We start from the raw sequence: 19,956 nt of genomic DNA, 5'->3' as shown, positions 1-19,956 counted from the left end.
AGCAGCCGCGCCATGCACCGCGCTGGGGCGGCTATCTCGATATTTCCGCGCTTCGTTGCAGCGCAGCGGAAACCTTACGAAATACTTTCTCAAGAAAAGTTCACATTCGTCTACTGATAAAAAAATGCCGCCTTAGCGGGCGGCATTTTCATCAGATCATTAGTCTGATTGATTTAAGCGGGCGTTTCAGAACATGTTGCGCCGATCCGGGTCATGCAGCGGATCAGGCGTCTTCTGCGTGAGACGCAGAATGCCCTGGTCGTCGAAATAGAAGCTGTACATCATGTACCAGACGTTCGCCTCCATGTAGCGATAGGTCCAGACCTCGCGCTTCATCAGCGGGAAATACGAGGTTTCAACCGGCCGGCCAAAGTTCACGAGGACGTCTTTCTTCGTCCAGGTGCCGATCTGCGCCTTGTAGAACTCGTTCTCGTCGAGCACCTGGCGCACGTTCACGATCTTGCCGGAGGCGTCGATATCGGCGGCGGTGGTGACTTCGCCGAGCGGCTGCGTCGGCCACATCAGGCGCTTGCCCCCGTCGGGGAGATCGTAGACTTCGCGCGGCGGGCCGAGGCGGGCGGTGATCGTCGATTCGTCGGCGCCGGCCTGGTAGTTCTGCCACGGCTGCGCGCAGGCCGAAAGCAGGAGCGCGAGGCCGCAGGCGGCGGCGCGCGCGGCACGATGTGGTTTGAGCGGCATGGAAACCTCCAGAAGCCTTGTGCCCCGGCGTTGCCGCCGGGATTTCTTGGTGTTTCCGATTTTGACACGCTAACGGTGAAAAGCTTCCGCCGCGAGATCAGGATATTCGGCGCTGGCTTGCGCCCTCGGTGCGGCGCGGCCTATGATCCGCGCTCTCGGATCTTGGGTGGAGCGGCAATGTGGGGCGCTAAGAAACTACAAAAATTGACGGGACTGATGCGGGTCGCGTTGGCGGCGGCGGTTTGCGCCGTCTCGATGAGCGCATCGGCGGCCGACAAAGCGCCGATCCGCATCGCGATGATCGAAGGCATGTCGGGGCCGTTCGCCAATGCCGGCGCGGCCGTCGAGCGCAATCTGCGCTTCGGCGTCGAGCGCGTGAACGCGCGCGGCGGCGTGAAACTCGCCGACGGTGCGCATCCGCTCGAACTCGTCGTGCTCGACGGCAAGGGCAGCAGCGAGGCGAGTCTCGTGCAGCTGCGCGCCGTCGTCGACCAGAAGATCGGCTTCGTGATGCAGGGCAATAGCTCGGCGGTAGCGGCGGCACTGATCGCCGCCATCGACAAGCAGAACGCGCGCGAGCCGGATTCGCGCGTCGTGTTCCTCAACTATTCCGCCGACGATCCCGCGCTCACCAACGCCGCATGCAGTTTCTGGCATTTCCGTTTCGACGCCCACGCCGGCATGCGCATGGACGCGCTTGCGGACGTGATCCAGCGCGATCAATCGGTGAAGAAGGTGTATCTGCTGAACCAGGACTACAGCTTCGGCCACGATGTGAGTCGCGAGGCGCAGCGGGCGCTGAAGGCGCGCCGTCCGGACATCGAAATCGCTGGCGACGAGTTCCATCCGATCGGCCGCGTGAAGGATTTCGCGCCGTATATTGCCAAGATTCGCGCGAGCGGCACGGACGCGGTGGTGACCGGCAACTGGGGCAACGACCTGACGCTGCTCGTCAAGGCGGCGCGCGAGCAGGGCCTGAACACGAAGTTCTACACGTTCTACGGCAACAGCCTGGGCGCGCCAGCCGCGCTCGGCGACGCGGGCGTGAAGCGGGTGGTCGCTGTCGCCGACTGGCATCCGAACGCGGGCGGCGCGGACTCCGATGCGTACTATCAGGCGTTCCGCGCGCGCTACCCGTCGCCCGCCGACGACTATCTCGTGCTGCGCATGCCGCTTATGATCGGCATGCTCGCAGAAGGGATGACCCGAGCCGGCAGCGCCGATCCGACGGCCGTCGCTCGTGCACTGGAGGGCATGAAGTCCGACAGCGGCTTCCACACGTCGGCGATGCGCGCGCAGGACCATCAGTTGATCCAGCCCCTATATGTGATGGAGATGGACCGCGCGGGCACGTCCGGCGCGCGTTTCGACAACGAGGGTTCCGGTTACGGATTCCGCACGCTGCTCGCGCTTCCCGCCGACAAGACCGCCCCGCCGACGACCTGCGTCATGAAACGGCCGTAGCGTCACGGGTCAACGGGCATCGGAGCTGTGCTATAATTCGCGCTTCGTTTTGGGCAGGGCCTGGCAACGCGTCCATCGGACCGATCCTAAACGATGAAGAAAGTGAAGCAATCAAGCAACCCACGGCACGGCCTTTCTTCCGTGACCGCCTGTCTGTTTTAAAGGAAAAGTTAATGTCCGTAGCTCAAGTCAAGAAGTCCGACGTCGTCGCAGAATACGCGCGCGCCGCCAACGACACCGGTTCGCCCGAAGTGCAGGTCGCACTGCTGACGACCCGCATCAACGAACTGACCCTGCATTTCAAGGCTCACACGAAGGATCACCACAGCCGCCGCGGCCTGCTGCGCATGGTGAGCCGTCGTCGCAAGCTGCTCGATTACCTGAAGGGCAAAGACGCTGACCGTTATCGCTCGCTGATCGAGAAGCTGGGCCTGCGTAAGTAATTGGCAACAAGCGGCCAGCGTTCCATCGAAGTGCCTGTGTCAGTCCGCTGATACAGGCATTTTGTTTTTGAACGGTCGCTGGCCGGTATGTGTTTCAAACGCTTTACCTGTTTCACCGGGGATTCTGAAGAATCCGACACCCGGCCTGTGCCTCGCGGCGGAGCTTTGTGTCATTCCAGCGCGTCATGCGCTTCGCGTGTCGTGTTGCGTTGGAATGGCATAACACACCTCTTCTTGCGCGGTCCGGCCGTCGACTGGCTTAGCGCCGCTCATCGGCAGTTGCGATCGGGCGCAGCGCGGCGTAACGAACAAGGAGTGATGATGTTCAATAAAATCGTCAAAGAATTTAAGTGGGGACAACACACGGTCCGCCTCGAAACCGGTGAGATCGCTCGCCAGGCGGGCGGCGCGGTGATCGTCGACATCGAAGATACCGTCGTGCTCGCGACGGTCGTCGGCGCGAAGACGGCGAAGCCGGGGCAGGATTTCTTCCCGCTGACCGTCGATTACCTCGAAAAGACCTACGCCGCCGGCAAGATCCCGGGCGGTTTCTTCCGCCGCGAAGGCCGTCCGTCGGAAGGCGAAACGCTGATCTCGCGCCTGATTGACCGCCCGCTGCGTCCGCTCTTCCCAGAAGGCTTCTATAACGAAGTGCAGGTCGTGATCCACGTCCTGTCGCTGAACCCGGACGTTCCCGCCGACATCCCCGCGCTGATCGGCGCGTCGGCGGCACTCGCCGTGTCGGGCCTGCCGTTCAACGGGCCGGTCGGTGCCGCGCGCGTCGCGTACATCAACAACGAGTACGTGCTGAACCCCACGCGCACGCAGATGAAGGAATCGGCGCTCGACCTGATCGTCGCCGGTACCGAGCGCGCCGTGCTGATGGTGGAATCGGAAGCGAAGCAGTTGAGCGAAGAAGTGATGCTCGGCGGCGTCGTGTTCGGTCACGAGCAGATGCAGACCGCGATCGACGCGATCCATGAACTGGTCCGTGACGGCGGCAAGCCGGAATGGGACTGGGCGCCGGCGGCGAAGAACGAAACGCTGATCGGCCGCGTGACGGAACTGGCGCAAGCCGATCTGCTCGCCGCTTACCAACTGCGCAACAAGCAGGCGCGTTCGGCCAAGCTGAAGGAAATCTACGCGGCGACGTCCGCTTCGCTCGAACAGGATGCCGCGGCATCGGGTTCGGTCGCCGCCGACAAGGCGACGGTCGGCAACGTGCTGTTCGACATCGAAGCGAAGATCGTCCGCTCGCAGATCCTGAACGGCGAGCCGCGCATCGACGGCCGCGACACGCGCACCGTCCGCCCGATCGAAATCCGCACGGGTGTCTTGCCGCGTACGCACGGCTCGGCGCTCTTCACGCGTGGCGAAACGCAGGCGCTCGTCGTCGCGACGCTCGGCACGAAGGGCGACGAACAGAACATCGACGCGCTCGAAGGCGAATATCGCGAGCGCTTCATGCTCCACTACAACATGCCGCCGTTCGCGACCGGTGAAACGGGCCGCGTCGGTTCGCCGAAGCGCCGTGAAATCGGTCACGGCCGTCTGGCCAAGCGCGCGCTGGCCGCGTGCCTGCCGTCCGCCGACGAATTCGGCTACTCGATCCGCGTCGTCTCGGAAATCACGGAATCGAACGGTTCGTCGTCGATGGCTTCGGTCTGCGGCGGCTGTCTCGCACTGATGGACGCTGGCGTGCCGATGAAGGCACACGTTGCGGGCATCGCGATGGGCCTGATCCTCGAAGGCAACAAGTTCGCGGTTCTGACCGACATCCTGGGCGACGAAGATCACCTCGGCGACATGGACTTCAAGGTGGCGGGCACGGCGCAAGGCGTGACGGCACTGCAGATGGACATCAAGATCCAGGGCATCACGAAGGAAATCATGCAGGTCGCGCTCGCGCAGGCGAAGGAAGGCCGCATGCACATCCTCGGCAAGATGACGGCTGCTGTTCCGGGCACGAACACGGTGCTGTCGGAGTTCGCGCCGCGCATGATCACGATCAAGATCAATCCGGAAAAGATCCGCGACGTGATCGGCAAGGGCGGTTCGGTGATCCGCGCGCTGACGGAAGAGACCAACACGACGATCGACATTTCGGATGACGGCGTCGTGACCATCGCGAGCACGAGCAGCGAAGGCATGGCGGAAGCGAAGAAGCGCATCGAGAACATCACGGCCGAAGTGGAAGTCGGACAGATTTACGAAGGCCCGGTGCTCAAGCTGCTGGACTTCGGCGCGATCGTCAACATCCTGCCAGGCAAGGATGGTCTGCTGCACATCTCGGAAATCGTCAACGAGCGCATCAAGGACATCAACGACTATCTGAAGGAAGGCCAGATCGTGCGCGTGAAGGTCATCCAGACGGACGAGAAGGGTCGCGTGCGTCTGTCGGCGAAGGCGCTGCTGAATGAAGGTGCGCCGCAAGCAGAACCGACGCATCCGCAGCACTAATGCGGTAACGTCTCATCGGCCGGTCGCGTTTCTTGCGCACCGGCCGTTTTTTTGCCTGACTCGATGGCCGTGTGGATTAAGCTTTACTACCGTCCGCACCGCCATCCGGTCAAGAAAACCGACGAATCCGACTCAAGGGGAAGCAGATGAAAGCGATCGAAATCACTGAATTTGGCGCACCCGAAGTGTTGAAACTGGGTGAGCGCCCGCTGCCCGCGCCGAAGTCGGGCGAAGTGTTGATCAAGGTCGCGGCGTCGGGCGTGAATCGTCCGGACGTGTTTCAGAGGAAGGGCGGCTATGCGCCGCCGCCGGGCGCGTCGGACCTGCCGGGGCTGGAAGTGGCGGGCGAAATCGTAGATGCCGCCGAGGACGCATTCGATCCGAAGCACAATCCGTTTGGTCTGAAGAAGGGCGATCGCGTGTGCGCGTTGCTTGCGGGCGGCGGCTACGCGGAATACGCCGTCGCGCCGATGGAGCAGTGTCTGCCGGCGCCGAAGGGCTTGTCGGATGTCGAGGCGGCTTCGCTGCCGGAGACGTTTTTCACCGTGTGGAGCAACGTGTTCGAGCGCGCGCATCTCGGCGCGGGCGAAAACGGCGCGGAAGAGACGCTGCTGATCCAGGGCGGATCGAGCGGAATCGGCGTGACGGCGATCCAGATCGCGAAGGCACTCGGTCATCGCGTGTTCGTGACGGCCGGCACCGACGAAAAATGCCGCGCGTGCGAAGCGCTCGGCGCCGAGCGGGCGATCAATTACAAGACGGAGGATTTCGTCGAAGTGGTGAAGTCGCTCACGAACGATCGCGGCGTCGACGTGATTCTCGACATGGTCGCGGGAGATTATCTGCCGCGCGAACTGAAGGCGCTCGCCGATGGCGGACGTGTCTGCGTGATCGCGCTGCTCGGCGGGGCCAAGGCGGAGATCAACCTGAACGACGTGTTGCGGCGGCGTCTCGTCATCACCGGATCGACTTTGCGTCCGCGTCCGGTCGCATTCAAGGCGAAGATTGCGGCGCAACTGAAGGAACGCGTTTGGCCGGAAATCGAGGCGGGGCGCATCAAGCCGGTGATCCACGAAGTCTTTCCCGCCGCCGATGCAGCCGCCGCGCACACGTTGATGGAAGGCAGCACGCACGTCGGCAAGATCGTGCTGGATTGGACTCAGGGCGCGTAGCACGCGCTGGACCCGCGGCGAAAATCGTGCCGGTTTGACCGGGTTCGCCGCGACACAGTAAAATCGTGCGTTTTGCAGACGATTTGCGCGGCGCGCCGTGGTATCGAACAAATCGGCGCGCACACCGAAAACCATACCAAGACTCCGTAACGGCGCGGCCGGGCGGCGAGACACATGTCGAAACAACGAGCAAAACTGGTAGTCGGAAACTGGAAAATGCACGGCCGGCTCGCGGAGAATGGCGCGCTGTTGACCGAGGTGGCATCGGGTGCGTCGGCTTTGCAGAAGGGCGTGCGGGTCGGTGTTTGCATTCCGTGTCCGTATTTGTCGCAATCGCAGGCGTTGTTGGGTGGATCGGTTGTCGCCTGGGGCGTGCAGGACGTATCGGCGTATGAGAAGGGCGCATACACCGGTGAGGTTGCAGCAGAAATGGCCGTCGATTTCGGCGCGACTTATGCGATCGTCGGCCATTCGGAGCGGCGTGCGTATCATCGTGAATCATCCGATCTCGTCGCGGTGAAGGCGCGTCGCGCGCTGGAAGCGGGTCTCACGCCGATCGTGTGCGTTGGCGAGACGCTCGAGCAGCGTGACACCGGTGTGACGGAGCAGGTTGTTGGCACGCAACTCGAAGCGGTGCTGCTCGTGCTGACGGAAGAGCAGGCGGCGAAGATCGTCGTCGCGTACGAACCGGTGTGGGCGATCGGCACGGGCAAGAGCGCGAGTTCGGCTGAGGCGCAACAGGTTCACGCGTTCCTGCGGACGAAGCTTGCGGAGAAGGGCGCATCGGTCGCCGACGTGCCGTTGCTCTACGGCGGCAGCGTCAAGGCGGACAATGCACAGGAATTGTTCGCGCAGCAGGATATCGACGGCGGGCTCATTGGCGGCGCGGCGTTGAAGTCGAAGGATTTTCTGGCGATTTGCCAGGCGGCACAGGACGTGTCGAACTGAACTGGTAATCGTGAAGCAGTGGCAGGAAGCGCGACGCATCGGTGTCGCGTCAACATTAAAGATTTGGGTGAGTAGAAATGCTGTATTTGAAGACTTTGATCATCGTCGTCCAGTTGATGTCGGCGTTAGGCGTTATCGGCCTGGTGCTGTTGCAGCATGGCAAGGGCGCCGACATGGGCGCCGCTTTCGGCAGCGGCGCATCGGGTAGCCTGTTCGGCGCCACGGGATCGGCGAACTTCCTTTCGCGCACGACCGCGGTTCTCGCTGCCGTGTTCTTTATCTCGACGCTGGCGCTTACCTATCTCGGCAGCTACAAGCCGCAGGCGTCGGCGGGTGTGCTGGCGGGCGCGGCTACGGCACCTGCTTCGGCGGCTGTCGCTGGATCGGCGCCGGCTTCCGCGCCTGTCGTTTCGTCCGCGCCGGGCGCTGACGTGCCCAAATAAGTGCCGAATTAAATTTTTCGCGAAATTCGCTTTTTGTGCGTTGAACAAACTGTTGGGCCCAGTTATAATTCAAGTCTTGAAGCGATTCGCAGCGATAACAAGTTGTTTTCCCGGATTGCAAGACAGTGCCGACGTGGTGAAATTGGTAGACACGCTATCTTGAGGGGGTAGTGGCGAAAGCTGTGCGAGTTCGAGTCTCGCCGTCGGCACCAAAGTTATCCAATGCCAGCCGCATGCATCGCTTCGGCTGGCATTGTCACTTCTGGAGTATGCTTACGATCCGATTGTGTTCGTGAGCGATCCGAAGCGAAATTCTTGGCCGGGTGGTCTGTCCCGGAAGAAACGCACGTATCAATTAACTGACCCAACCGATTTGAGGATAGCCTTGAACCTCGCACCCTACTACCCCGTCTTGTTGTTCCTGCTCGTGGGCACCGGTTTAGGCATAGCGTTGGTCAGTATCGGCAAGATCCTCGGTCCCAACAGGCCTGACACCGAAAAGAACGCACCGTACGAATGCGGCTTCGAAGCCTTCGAAGACGCCCGTATGAAATTTGACGTGCGTTACTATCTCGTCGCCATTCTGTTCATTATTTTCGACCTTGAAACGGCTTTCCTGTTCCCGTGGGGCGTCGCCCTGCGCGACATCGGCTGGCCGGGTTTCATGGCCATGATGATTTTTCTGCTCGAATTTTTGCTCGGATTCGCCTACATCTGGAGAAAGGGCGGTCTCGACTGGGAATGACAGTTAAATCACCGGATTCATGGGCGGCTTTGGCTGGCTGCTCATCTGGAGTGGAAAGCAAATGAGTATCGAAGGGGTCTTGAAGGAAGGGTTTGTCACCACTACGGCTGACAAACTGATCAACTGGACGCGCACCGGCTCCCTTTGGCCGATGACGTTCGGTCTCGCGTGTTGCGCGGTTGAGATGATGCATGCGGGCGCCGCCCGCTACGACCTCGACCGTTTTGGCGTGGTGTTCCGTCCGAGCCCGCGCCAGTCCGACGTGATGATCGTCGCCGGCACGCTGTGCAACAAGATGGCGCCCGCGCTGCGCAAGGTCTACGACCAGATGGCCGAGCCTCGCTGGGTAATCTCGATGGGTTCCTGTGCGAACGGCGGTGGCTACTACCACTACTCGTATTCCGTCGTGCGCGGCTGCGACCGGATCGTTCCGGTCGACGTCTATGTGCCGGGCTGTCCGCCGACGGCGGAAGCGCTGGTGTACGGCGTGATCCAGTTGCAAGCGAAGATTCGCCGCACCAACACCATCGCTCGTACATAAGGCCTGAGCCTCCCCAATTATGGCAAGCAAACTCGAGACCCTTAAAGCGAACCTCGAGGCGGCGTTTGGCGACCGCCTCCAGAGCATCACCGAGGCGCTTGGGCAACTGACGGTCGTCGTCAAGGCGAGCAACTACGCCGACGTCGCGCTGCAACTGCGCGACGATCGCAAGCTCGGCTTCGAACAACTCGTCGATCTGTGCGGCGTCGATTACTCGACCTATGGCGAAGGCGCGTACGAAGGCCCGCGTTTCGCCGCCGTGCTCCATCTTCTGTCGATCTCGAACAACTGGCGTCTGCGCGTGCGCGTGTTCGCACCGGACGACGAAGTGCCGATCGTGCCGTCTGTGGTCGACGTCTGGTCGTCGTCGAACTGGTACGAGCGCGAAGCGTTCGACCTCTACGGCATAGTCTTCGAAGGTCACCCCGACCTGCGCCGCATTCTCACCGACTACGGTTTCATCGGCCATCCGTTCCGCAAGGACTTCCCGGTGTCGGGCTATGTCGAAATGCGCTACGACCCGGAAGAGAAGCGCGTGGTCTACCAGCCAGTGACGATCGAGCCGCGCGAAATCACGCCGCGCGTGATCCGCGAAGATCGCTATGGCGGTCTGAAACACTAAGAGAACGCCATGGCAGAGATCAAGAACTACACGCTGAATTTTGGCCCGCAACATCCGGCAGCGCACGGCGTGCTGCGCCTCGTGCTCGAACTCGACGGCGAAGTGATCCAGCGCGCCGATCCGCACATCGGCCTGCTGCATCGCGCGACCGAGAAGCTCGCCGAAACGAAGACGTTCATCCAGTCGGTGCCGTACATGGACCGTCTCGACTACGTGTCGATGATGGTCAACGAGCACGGCTACGTGATGGCGATCGAAAAGCTGCTCGGCGTCGACGTGCCGGTGCGCGCGAAGTACATCCGCGTGCTGTTCGACGAAATCACGCGCGTGCTGAACCACCTCATGTGGATCGGCTCGCACGCGCTCGACGTCGGCGCGATGGCGGTCTTCCTGTACGCGTTCCGCGAGCGCGAAGACCTGATGGACGTGTACGAAGCCGTGTCGGGCGCGCGGATGCACGCGGCGTACTATCGTCCGGGCGGCGTGTATCGCGACCTGCCTGACGCAATGCCGCAATACAAGGCGTCCAAGATTCGCAATGCGAAGGCGCTTTCGAAGATGAACGAGACCCGCCAAGGGTCGCTGCTCGACTTCATCGATGATTTCTTCAACCGTTTCCCGCATTGCGTTGACGAGTATGAGACGCTTCTGACCGACAACCGCATCTGGAAGCAGCGTCTGGTCGGTATCGGCGTGGTGAGCCCGGAGCGCGCGATGCAGCTCGGCATGACGGGCGCGATGCTGCGCGGCTCGGGAATCGAGTGGGATTTGCGCAAGAAGCAGCCGTATGAAGTGTATGACCAACTCGATTTCGATATCCCGGTTGGCGTGAACGGCGATTGCTATGACCGTTACCTGGTGCGTGTCGAGGAAATGCGTCAATCGACTCGCATCGCGAAGCAGTGTATCGAGTGGCTGCGCAAGAACCCCGGTCCGGTAATGATCGACAATCACAAGATTGCACCGCCGTCGCGCGTGGGCATGAAGACCAACATGGAAGAGCTGATTCACCACTTCAAGCTCTTCACGGAAGGTTTTCACGTGCCGGAAGGCGAGACGTACGCCGCGGTCGAGCATCCGAAGGGCGAGTTCGGCATCTACCTGATTTCGGATGGCGCGAACAAGCCGTATCGCCTCAAGATTCGCGCGCCCGGTTACGCGCACCTCGCGTCGCTCGACGAAATGGCGCGCGGCCACATGATCGCCGATGCCGTGACGATCATCGGGACGCAGGACATCGTGTTCGGCGAGATCGATCGCTGATCAAATTCGGTCGCTTGGCGAGACGCGCGCTGACTTCAACGCCGCGGACACCGAGCGAACAAGCAACAGCAGGACGCCAGGTCTGCCGCAACAAGAAGGGCGCGGCAGGTTTTCGTTCGGTAGGAATTGAAAGAGTCGTGTCTGAAAATGATCTCAGCTGAAGGCCTGAAAGAAATCGATCGTGCGATCGCGAAATATCCCGCGGAGCAGAAGCAATCCGCGGTGATGTCGGCGCTGGCTACCGCTCAAGAAGAGCACGGCTGGCTGTCGCCCGAGCTGATGCAGTTCGTCGCCGACTATCTCGGCATGCCGGCCGTCGCCGTGCAGGAAGTCGCGACGTTCTACACCATGTACGAGACGTCGCCGGTCGGCACGCACAAGATCACGCTGTGCACCAACCTGCCGTGTCAGCTTGGCCCGGACGGCGGCTCGGACAGCGCGGCGCAATATCTGAAGCAGAAGCTCGGCATCGACTTTGGCGAAACCACCGCCGATGGCAAGTTCACCTTGAAGGAAGGCGAGTGCTTCGGCTCGTGCGGCGATGCGCCGGTCCTGCTGGTGAACAACCATCGCATGTGCAGCTTCATGAGCCGCGAGAAGATCGACCAGTTGATCGAGGAACTTTCGAAATGACGTCTCTCCACGATCGTCACATCAAACCGCTGATCCTCGCTGGCCTGAACGGCGAGAACTGGCATCTCGAAGACTACGTCGCGCGCGGCGGCTACAAGCAGTTGCGCCGTATCCTCGAAGAGAAGATTCCGCCTGAGCAGGTGATCGCCGATGTGAAGGCGTCGGGCTTGCGTGGCCGCGGCGGTGCGGGCTTCCCGACCGGCCTCAAGTGGAGCTTCATGCCGCGCCAGTTTCCGGGGCAGAAGTATCTCGTCTGCAATTCGGACGAAGGCGAGCCGGGCACGTTCAAGGATCGCGACATCCTGCGCTGGAATCCGCATTCGCTGATCGAAGGCATGGCGATCGGCGCGTATGCGATGGGCATCACCGTCGGCTACAACTATATTCACGGCGAAATCTGGGAAACCTACAAGGTGTTCGAAGCGGCGCTCGAAGAAGCGCGCGCGGCCGGGTATCTCGGCGCGAACATCCTGGGCTCGGGTTTCTCGTTCGAGCTTCACGCGCACCATGGTTACGGCGCGTACATCTGCGGCGAAGAAACGGCATTGCTCGAATCGCTCGAAGGCAAGAAGGGCCAGCCGCGCTTCAAGCCGCCGTTCCCGGCGAGCTTTGGCGTGTACGGCAAGCCGACCACGATCAACAACACCGAGACGTTTGCTGCCGTGCCTTTCCTGCTGGAAATCGGCCCGCAGAATTACCTCGAACTAGGCAAGCCGAACAACGGCGGCACGAAGATCTTCTCGATCTCGGGCGACGTCAATCGTCCGGGTAATTACGAGATTCCGCTCGGCACGCCGTTCTCGACGCTGATGGAACTCGCGGGCGGCGTGCGCGGCCAGTCGATCAAGGCTGTGATTCCGGGTGGATCGTCGGCGCCGGTCGTGCCGGGCGACATGATGCTCGCCACCGACCTGGACTACGACTCGATCGCGAAGGCCGGCTCGATGCTTGGTTCCGGCGCGGTGATCGTGATGAACGAAACGCGCTGCATGGTGCGTTCGCTCTTGCGCCTGTCGTACTTCTACTACGAGGAATCGTGCGGTCAGTGCACGCCGTGCCGCGAAGGCACGGGCTGGCTGTATCGCGTCGTGCATCGTATCGAACACGGTCTTGGCCGCAAGGAAGATCTGGATCTGCTGAACTCGGTGGCCGAAAACATCATGGGCCGCACGATTTGCGCCCTCGGCGACGCGGCCGCGATGCCGGTGCGCGGCATGCTCAAGCATTTCTGGAACGAATTCGAATATCACGTCGAGCACAAGCATTGTCTCGTCGGCGGACACGCGCACCACGCGACGTCCGAAGCGCTTACCGCGTGAGCGAAAAAAGGTTAAGGACCATTCCCCATCATGGTTGAACTAGAAATTGACGGCAAGACGGTAGAGGTGCCTGAGGGCAGCATGGTGATCCAGGCTGCGCACAAGGTCGATACGTACATTCCTCACTTCTGCTATCACAAGAAGCTGTCGATCGCGGCGAACTGCCGGATGTGTCTCGTCGAAGTCGAGAAGATGCCGAAGGCCGTGCCCGCCTGTGCGACGCCGGTGTCGGCGGGCATGATCGTGCGCACGACGTCGGACAAGGCCGTGAAGGCGCAGCAGTCCGTGATGGAGTTCCTGCTGATCAACCACCCGCTCGATTGCCCGATCTGCGATCAGGGCGGCGAATGCCAGTTGCAGGACTTGGCCGTCGGTTATGGCAAGTCGCAGTCGCGTTATAACGAAGAGAAGCGCGTCGTGTTTCATAAGAACGTCGGTCCGCTGATCTCGATGGAAGAAATGACGCGCTGCATCCACTGCACGCGCTGCGTTCGCTTCGGCCAGGAAGTCGCCGGCGTGATGGAACTCGGCATGCTGGGTCGCGGCGAGCATTCGGAGATCACGTCGTTCGTCGGCAAGACGGTCGATTCCGAGCTGTCGGGCAACATGATCGACCTGTGCCCGGTCGGCGCGCTCACAAGCAAGCCGTTCCGCTACAGTGCGCGGACGTGGGAACTGTCGCGCCGCAAGTCGGTGAGCCCGCACGATTCCGTCGGCGCGAACCTCGTCGTGCAGGTGAAGAACAACCGCGTGATGCGCGTCCTGCCGATGGAAAACGAATCCATCAACGAATGCTGGATTTCGGACAAGGACCGTTTCTCGTACGAAGCGCTCAACGGCGCCGACCGTCTCACGACGCCGATGCTCAAGCAAGACGGCAAGTGGCTCGAGACGGACTGGCAGACGGCGCTGGAATACGTCGCGAAGGGTTTCAAGGGCATCAAGGCTGATCACGGCGCCGACGCCGTCGCGTTGCTGGCTACGCCGCACAGCACGGTCGAAGAGCTGTATCTGCTGAAGCAACTGGCTGAAGGCGTCGGCACGCCGAACATCGATTTCCGTCTGCGCCAGAGCGATTTCTCGGCGCCCGCGGGCGTCGGTGCGCCGTGGCTCGGTGTGAAGATCGCGGATCTGTCGAATATCGATACCGCGTTCGTCATCGGCTCGTTCCTGCGACGCGATCATCCGCTGTTCGCCGCGCGCCTGCGTCAGGCCGCGAAGAGCGGCGCGAAACTGACGTTCCTGCACGCCAGCAATGACGACTCGCTTATTCCGGCCGCGCATCGCGTGGTCGCGGCGCCGTCGGCGTGGCTCGAACAGCTCGCGGGCATCGCGGCAGCGGTGGCCGAAGGACGCGGCGTCGCGTTGCCGGAAGCGTTCGCCGGGCGCGAAGTGTCGGCGGCGGCGAAGGACGTGGCGGCATCGCTGTCGGCGGGCGAAAAGCGCGTCGTGCTGCTCGGCAACAGCGCGGTCCAACATCCTGATTTCGCGCAGATTCAAGCGGCGGCCCAGTGGATCGCCGACAACACCGGCGCAACGCTCGGCTTCCTGACGGAAGCAGCAAACACGGTCGGCGCGCATCTCGTCGATGCATTGCCGGGCGAGGGCGGCCTGAACGCGCGCGAAGTGTTCGAGCAGCCCCGCAAGGGCTACGTGCTCCTGAACGTCGAACCCGAATTCGATACCGCGAACCCCGCGCAAGCGCTCGCCGCGTTGAAGCAGGCGGAGATGGTCGTCGCGCTGTCGGCGTTCAAGCACGGCGCGGACTACGCCGACGTGCTCTTGCCGATCGCGCCGTTCTCGGAGACGTCGGGCACGTTCGTCAATGCCGAAGGCACCGCGCAGTCGTTCAACGGCATCGTGCGACCGCTCGGCGAGACGCGTCCGGGCTGGAAGGTCCTGCGCGTGCTGGGCAGCGTGCTCGGCCTGCCGGGCTTCGAGTTCGATACCGCCGAAGAAGTGCGCAATGCCGCGCTCGGCACGGGCGACCTGACGGCGCAACTGTCGAACAAGACGAACGTCGCACCGGCGCGCAAGACGGCGACGACCACGACGCAAGCAGGCAAGTTCGAGCGCCTCGCCGATGTGCCGATCTACCACGCCGACGCGCTTTCGCGCCGCGCGGAATCGCTGCATCTGACGGCCGCCGCGCGCGATGCGAACGTCGCCGCGTTGCCGACGTCGCTCTTCGACAAGCTCGGCCTCAAGAACGGCGACGCGGTACGCGTCGCTCAAGGCAACCTCTCGGTGGTCCTGCCGGCGGTTCGCGATGCGAACCTGGCGGAAACGGTGGTCCGCGTGTCGGCGGGGACGGCTGCTGGCGCCGCGCTCGGCGGCTTGTTCGGTGAACTGGTAGTGGAGAAGGCGTAAATGGGCTTGTTCGATACGATCAACGCGGGCGGCACGCAGATTCTCGGCGTCGCATGGCCGACGGTGTGGGCGCTGGTCCGCATCCTGGTGGTCTCCGTCGTCATCCTGCTGTGCGTGGCGTACCTGATCCTTTGGGAACGCAAGCTCATCGGCTGGATGCACGTGCGTCTGGGGCCGAACCGCGTCGGTCCGATGGGCTTGCTGCAGCCTATTGCCGACGTGCTGAAGCTCCTGCTGAAGGAAGTGATTCAGCCGAGCCAGGCGAGCAAGTGGATCTACCTGATCGCGCCCGTCATGACCGTGGTCCCGGCGTTCGCCGTGTGGGCGGTGATTCCGTTCCAGGCGAAGGCGGTGCTCGGCGACGTCAACGCGGGCCTGCTCTACGTGATGGCGATTTCGTCGGTTGGCGTGTACGGCGTGATTCTCGCCGGCTGGGCGTCGAATTCGAAGTACGCGTTCCTCGGCGCGATGCGCGCCGCAGCGCAGATGGTCTCGTACGAAATCTCGATGGGCTTCGCGCTCGTCGTCGTGCTGATGGTGGCCGGGTCGCTGAACATGTCGGAGATCGTGACGTCGCAGCAGCGTGGCATCTTCGCCGGCTTCGGCGTCAACTTCCTGTCGTGGAACTGGCTGCCGCTCCTGCCGATGTTCGTCGTGTACTTCATCTCGGGCATCGCGGAAACGAACCGTCACCCGTTCGACGTGGTGGAAGGCGAGTCGGAAATCGTCGCGGGTCACATGATCGACTACTCTGGCATGGCGTTCGCGCTCTTCTTCCTCGCCGAGTACATCAACATGATCGTGATCTCGGCGATCGCGACGACGCTGTTCCTCGGCGGCTGGGACGCGCCGTTCGGCTTCCTGTCGTTCATTCCCGGCTTCTTCTGGTTCTTGCTGAAGGTTTTCCTTCTGCTGTCGGTGTTCATCTGGGCGCGCGCAACGTTTCCGCGCTACCGCTACGACCAGATCATGCGCCTCGGCTGGAAGGTGTTCTTGCCGGTGTCGGTAGTGTGGGTGGTGGTGGTCGGCTTCTGGATCATGTCGCCGCTGAACATCTGGAAATAATGGGCGGATGAACTAACCATGACCGCAATTCAGAATTTTTTTAAGACCTTCTTCCTGACCGAGCTGCTCAAGGGCCTCGCGCTGACGGGACGCTACACGTTCCAGCGCAAGATCACCGTGCAGTTCCCGGAGGAGAAGACGCCGATTTCCCCGCGCTTTCGCGGCCTGCACGCGCTGCGCCGCTACGAGAACGGCGAAGAGCGCTGCATCGCGTGCAAGCTGTGCGAAGCGGTGTGCCCGGCGCTCGCGATCACGATCGAATCCGAGACGCGCGCCGACAACACCCGCCGCACGACACGCTACGACATCGACCTGACCAAGTGTATCTTCTGCGGATTCTGCGAAGAAAGCTGCCCGGTCGATTCGATCGTCGAGACGCACATCCTCGAGTATCACGGCGAAAAGCGCGGTGACCTGTATTTCACGAAGGACATGCTGCTGGCAGTCGGTGACCGTTACGAGACGGAAATCGCGGCATCGAAGGCGGCCGACGCGCCTTACCGCTGACCTGCTGGCGCGGGGAAGAATCAGAACGAAGTCCCCGCTCGAAACGATGACACCTGCTGTTCCGGCCCGCGCGCCGGGTGCGCTGCAAACGCGGCGCAGGCCAGCGCCCGCGTCACAACACAATGCCTGATGATGGCCTAACGATGAACCGGTAATCATGGAATTCACGACCGTACTGTTCTATATCTTCGCGCTGTTGCTGACCGTGTCGGCGCTGAAGGTGATCACTTCGCGCAATCCGGTGGCATCCGCGCTGTTCCTCGTGCTCGCGTTCTTCAACGCGGCCGCGATCTGGATGCTGCTCCAGGCCGAATTCCTCGCGATCCTGCTGGTTCTCGTCTATGTGGGCGCCGTGATGGTGCTGTTCCTGTTTGTGGTCATGATGCTCGACATCAACCTCGACGAGCTGCACCGCGACTTCAAGAAGTTCGTGCCGCTCGCGAGCATCGTCGGCGCGATCATCATCATCGAGACCGCGCTGATCCTCTGGCACGGCTTCGGCGCGACGGTCACGCCGGTGCATGACGTGACGGCGGGCGCGGGCGTCGGCGGCGGGGCGGCGATGTCGAACACGCGCCTCATCGGCAAGGTCATCTACACCGACTACATCTTCGCGTTCGAAATCGCGGGCCTGATCCTGCTGGTCGCGATCATCGCGGCGATCGCGCTCACGCTCCGCGAGAAGAAGGACAACAAGCGTCAGACGATCAGCGAACAGGTGAAAGTGCGCGCGTCGGATCGCGTGCGCCTCGTCAAGATGAAGTCCGAAACGGAAGCGCCCGATGCGGCGACCAATCCCCCGGTGACCGGCAATGTCGGCGCGGGCACGGTCGACAATAAAGGCTGAGCGAGAAGGAGAGAAGAAAATGTTGAGTCTTGCCCATTACCTCGTGCTCGGCGCGATCCTTTTCGCGATCAGCATCGTCGGGATTTTCCTGAACCGCCGCAACGTGATCATCATCCTGATGGCGATCGAACTGATGCTGCTCGCGGTGAACACCAATTTTGTCGCGTTCTCACACTATCTCGGCGATGTGCACGGCCAGATCTTCGTGTTCTTCGTGTTGACCGTGGCCGCCGCCGAAGCGGCGATCGGTCTCGCGATTCTCGTGACCCTGTTCCGTAGCCTCGACACGATCAACGTCGAGGATCTCGATCAGCTCAAAGGTTAAATTCAGGCTAGGCTGTTATGTCCACGACACTCAATGAAAACCTTCTGCTCGCGATTCCGCTGGCGCCGCTAGCCGGCTCGCTGATCGCCGGGCTGTTCGGGAAAGCGGTAGGGCGCAAGGGCTCGCATCGCGTGACCATTCTCAGCGTGATGATCTCGTTCGTGCTGTCTGCGATCGTGCTCGTCGACGTGATGAAGGGCGCGAGCTTCAACGCCACCATCTATCAATGGATGAACGTCGGCTCGCTGAAGATGGAAATCGGCTTCCTCGTCGATTCGCTGACCGCGATGATGATGGTCATCGTGACCTTCGTCTCGCTGATGGTGCACATCTACACGATCGGCTACATGGCCGAAGACGACGGCTACGAGCGCTTTTTCTCGTACATCTCGCTCTTCACGTTCTCGATGCTGATGCTCGTGATGAGCAACAACTTCCTGCAGCTCTTCTTCGGCTGGGAAGCGGTGGGTCTCGTGTCGTACCTGCTGATCGGCTTCTACTACACCCGCGAAAGCGCGATCTACGCGAACATGAAGGCGTTCATCGTGAACCGCGTCGGCGACTTCGGGTTCCTGCTTGGCATCGGCCTGCTGCTCGCGTTCGGCGGCTCGCTCAACTACGGCGACGTCTTCGCGCAAGGCACGCAACTCGTGGGCATGACCCTCCCGGGCACCGACTGGGGCCTGCTGACCGTCGCGTGTATCTGCCTCTTCATCGGCGCAATGGGCAAGTCGGCGCAGTTCCCGCTGCATGTGTGGCTGCCGGATTCGATGGAAGGCCCGACGCCGATCTCCGCACTGATCCACGCGGCAACGATGGTGACGGCCGGCATCTTCATGGTGACACGCATGTCGCCGCTCTTCGAGCACTCGGACGCGGCGCTGTCGTTCGTCACGGTGATCGGCGCGATCACCGCACTCTTCATGGGCTTCCTCGGCGTCGTGCAGAACGACATCAAGCGCGTCGTCGCTTACTCGACGCTGTCGCAGCTCGGCTACATGACGGTGGCGCTCGGGGTGTCGGCGTATCCGGTGGCGGTGTTCCACCTCGCGACGCACGCATTTTTCAAGGCGCTGCTGTTCCTCGGCGCGGGCTCGGTGATCATCGGCATGCACCACGACCAGGACATCCGCAACATGGGCGGCCTGCGCAAGTACATGCCGATCACGTGGATCACGTCGCTGATCGGGTCGCTCGCGCTGATCGGCACGCCGTTCTTCTCGGGCTTCTATTCGAAGGATTCGATCATCGATGCGGTGAAGCTGTCGCATCTTCCGGGTTCGGGCTTCGCGTACTTTGCGGTGGTGGCGAGCGTGTTCGTCACGGCGCTGTACTCGTTCCGCATGTATTTCATGGTCTTCCACGGTGAGGAGCGCTTCCGCGGTCCGAAGCATCCGGAATCTCCGATGGCGATCGAAGCGGCGCACGGCCACGGTCACGACGATCATGGTCACGGTCATGACGATCACGGCCACGCGCACGTACCGCACGAAACGCCGTGGGTGGTCTGGTTGCCGCTCGTGCTGCTGGCGATTCCGTCGGTGGTGATCGGCGCGATCGCGATCGGCCCGTTGCTGTACGGCGATTTCTTCGCGCACGGCGTCGTGTTCGAGAAAGTCATCTTCATCGGCGAGAACCATCCGGCACTGCACGAGATGGCCGAGGAATTCCACGGCTGGGCGGCGATGGCGGTGCATTCGCTCTCGGGCCTGCCGGTGTGGCTGGCGCTTGCGGGCGTGGTCGTCGCGTGGTTCCTGTACCTGAAGCGCACGGACCTGCCGGGCAAGATCCGCGCACGTTTCCCGGGCGTCTACGCGCTGCTCGACAACAAGTACTACTTCGACAAGATCAACGAAGTCGTCTTTGCAAAGGGCGCGGTCGCGATTGGCCGCGGACTCTGGAAGGAGGGCGACGTCGCCGTCATCGACGGTATCGTCAACGGCAGTGCGCGGTTCGTCGGCTGGTTTGCCGGCGTGATCCGCTTCCTTCAATCTGGTTACATCTATCACTACGCGTTCGCCATGATTATCGGCATGTTGGGGCTCTTGACCCTGTTTGTAACGCTCGGCGGCAAATAAGGCGAGGGACCC

At 62.0% G+C, this 19,956-nt stretch carries 19 protein-coding genes and 1 tRNA gene; 19 read left to right on the top strand and 1 reads right to left on the bottom strand.

Annotated features, from left to right (window positions below; genetic code table 11):
- Nucleotides 1-186: 186 nt before the first annotated feature.
- The gene (locus tag AWB67_RS07235; RefSeq protein WP_087655563.1) at nucleotides 187-699 is read right to left on the bottom strand and encodes a hypothetical protein; all 513 of its coding nucleotides are present in this window, start codon (nucleotides 697-699) and stop codon (nucleotides 187-189) included.
- A gap of 216 nt (nucleotides 700-915) precedes the next feature.
- Between AWB67_RS07235 and AWB67_RS07230 the strand changes: the two genes are divergently transcribed.
- The 19 genes from AWB67_RS07230 (at nucleotide 916) to nuoL (ending at nucleotide 19,944) form a co-directional block, all read left to right on the top strand.
- Complete coding sequence (locus tag AWB67_RS07230) at nucleotides 916-2,163, top strand: branched-chain amino acid ABC transporter substrate-binding protein (RefSeq protein WP_374729803.1); 1,248 nt, start codon at nucleotides 916-918, stop codon at nucleotides 2,161-2,163.
- A 173-nt stretch (nucleotides 2,164-2,336) separates the two neighbouring features.
- A complete protein-coding gene (gene rpsO / locus AWB67_RS07225; RefSeq protein ID WP_035924595.1) occupies nucleotides 2,337-2,606 on the top strand; it encodes a 30S ribosomal protein S15 in 270 nt (89 codons plus the stop codon).
- A gap of 315 nt (nucleotides 2,607-2,921) precedes the next feature.
- Entirely contained in the window at nucleotides 2,922-5,066 is a 2,145-nt protein-coding gene (pnp, locus tag AWB67_RS07220) for a polyribonucleotide nucleotidyltransferase (RefSeq protein WP_200822191.1), read from the top strand.
- A gap of 146 nt (nucleotides 5,067-5,212) precedes the next feature.
- Entirely contained in the window at nucleotides 5,213-6,238 is a 1,026-nt protein-coding gene (locus AWB67_RS07215) for an NAD(P)H-quinone oxidoreductase (protein ID WP_087655561.1), read from the top strand.
- A gap of 174 nt (nucleotides 6,239-6,412) precedes the next feature.
- Complete coding sequence (tpiA, locus tag AWB67_RS07210; RefSeq protein ID WP_087655560.1) at nucleotides 6,413-7,186, top strand: triose-phosphate isomerase; 774 nt, start codon at nucleotides 6,413-6,415, stop codon at nucleotides 7,184-7,186.
- A 77-nt stretch (nucleotides 7,187-7,263) separates the two neighbouring features.
- On the top strand, nucleotides 7,264-7,629 hold the full coding sequence (secG, locus tag AWB67_RS07205) for a preprotein translocase subunit SecG (RefSeq protein WP_087655559.1): 366 nt from the start codon (nucleotides 7,264-7,266) through the stop codon (nucleotides 7,627-7,629).
- A gap of 127 nt (nucleotides 7,630-7,756) precedes the next feature.
- Nucleotides 7,757-7,841 (top strand) — tRNA-Leu (locus AWB67_RS07200).
- A gap of 173 nt (nucleotides 7,842-8,014) precedes the next feature.
- Nucleotides 8,015-8,374 carry an NADH-quinone oxidoreductase subunit A gene (locus AWB67_RS07195; protein WP_087655558.1) on the top strand — a complete coding sequence of 120 codons (360 nt, stop codon included), beginning with the start codon at nucleotides 8,015-8,017 and terminating at the stop codon, nucleotides 8,372-8,374.
- 61 nt (nucleotides 8,375-8,435) lie between these two features.
- Nucleotides 8,436-8,915: a NuoB/complex I 20 kDa subunit family protein gene (locus tag AWB67_RS07190; RefSeq protein WP_087655712.1), complete on the top strand. Its 480-nt coding sequence runs from the start codon at nucleotides 8,436-8,438 to the stop codon at nucleotides 8,913-8,915.
- Nucleotides 8,916-8,934: 19 nt separating this feature from the next.
- Nucleotides 8,935-9,537: an NADH-quinone oxidoreductase subunit C gene (locus tag AWB67_RS07185; RefSeq protein WP_087655557.1), complete on the top strand. Its 603-nt coding sequence runs from the start codon at nucleotides 8,935-8,937 to the stop codon at nucleotides 9,535-9,537.
- Nucleotides 9,538-9,546: 9 nt separating this feature from the next.
- On the top strand, nucleotides 9,547-10,800 hold the full coding sequence (locus AWB67_RS07180) for an NADH-quinone oxidoreductase subunit D (protein WP_087655556.1): 1,254 nt from the start codon (nucleotides 9,547-9,549) through the stop codon (nucleotides 10,798-10,800).
- 147 nt (nucleotides 10,801-10,947) lie between these two features.
- On the top strand, nucleotides 10,948-11,433 hold the full coding sequence (gene nuoE / locus AWB67_RS07175) for an NADH-quinone oxidoreductase subunit NuoE (RefSeq protein WP_087655555.1): 486 nt from the start codon (nucleotides 10,948-10,950) through the stop codon (nucleotides 11,431-11,433).
- On the top strand, nucleotides 11,430-12,752 hold the full coding sequence (nuoF, locus tag AWB67_RS07170; protein ID WP_087655554.1) for an NADH-quinone oxidoreductase subunit NuoF: 1,323 nt from the start codon (nucleotides 11,430-11,432) through the stop codon (nucleotides 12,750-12,752). Before nuoE ends, nuoF begins: the two co-directional genes overlap by 4 nt.
- 30 nt (nucleotides 12,753-12,782) lie before the next feature.
- Nucleotides 12,783-15,122 carry an NADH-quinone oxidoreductase subunit NuoG gene (gene nuoG, locus AWB67_RS07165; protein WP_087655553.1) on the top strand — a complete coding sequence of 780 codons (2,340 nt, stop codon included), beginning with the start codon at nucleotides 12,783-12,785 and terminating at the stop codon, nucleotides 15,120-15,122.
- Complete coding sequence (gene nuoH / locus AWB67_RS07160; RefSeq protein WP_087655552.1) at nucleotides 15,123-16,187, top strand: NADH-quinone oxidoreductase subunit NuoH; 1,065 nt, start codon at nucleotides 15,123-15,125, stop codon at nucleotides 16,185-16,187. It begins immediately after the preceding gene.
- Nucleotides 16,188-16,205: 18 nt separating this feature from the next.
- Nucleotides 16,206-16,694, top strand: coding sequence for an NADH-quinone oxidoreductase subunit NuoI (gene nuoI, locus AWB67_RS07155; protein WP_062637266.1), 489 nt, complete (start codon nucleotides 16,206-16,208; stop codon nucleotides 16,692-16,694).
- Between the two features lie 157 nt (nucleotides 16,695-16,851).
- Complete coding sequence (locus AWB67_RS07150) at nucleotides 16,852-17,541, top strand: NADH-quinone oxidoreductase subunit J (RefSeq protein ID WP_087655551.1); 690 nt, start codon at nucleotides 16,852-16,854, stop codon at nucleotides 17,539-17,541.
- Between the two features lie 19 nt (nucleotides 17,542-17,560).
- Nucleotides 17,561-17,866 (top strand): NADH-quinone oxidoreductase subunit NuoK, encoded by a 306-nt coding sequence (nuoK, locus tag AWB67_RS07145; protein WP_007588140.1) that lies wholly within the window; start codon nucleotides 17,561-17,563, stop codon nucleotides 17,864-17,866.
- 17 nt (nucleotides 17,867-17,883) lie between these two features.
- Nucleotides 17,884-19,944: an NADH-quinone oxidoreductase subunit L gene (gene nuoL / locus AWB67_RS07140; RefSeq protein WP_087655550.1), complete on the top strand. Its 2,061-nt coding sequence runs from the start codon at nucleotides 17,884-17,886 to the stop codon at nucleotides 19,942-19,944.
- Nucleotides 19,945-19,956 lie beyond the last annotated feature (12 nt).

The organism is Caballeronia terrestris (assembly GCF_001544515.1).
Classification (GTDB): domain Bacteria; phylum Pseudomonadota; class Gammaproteobacteria; order Burkholderiales; family Burkholderiaceae; genus Caballeronia; species Caballeronia terrestris.
This window is presented reverse-complemented; position numbering and strand designations above follow the sequence as displayed.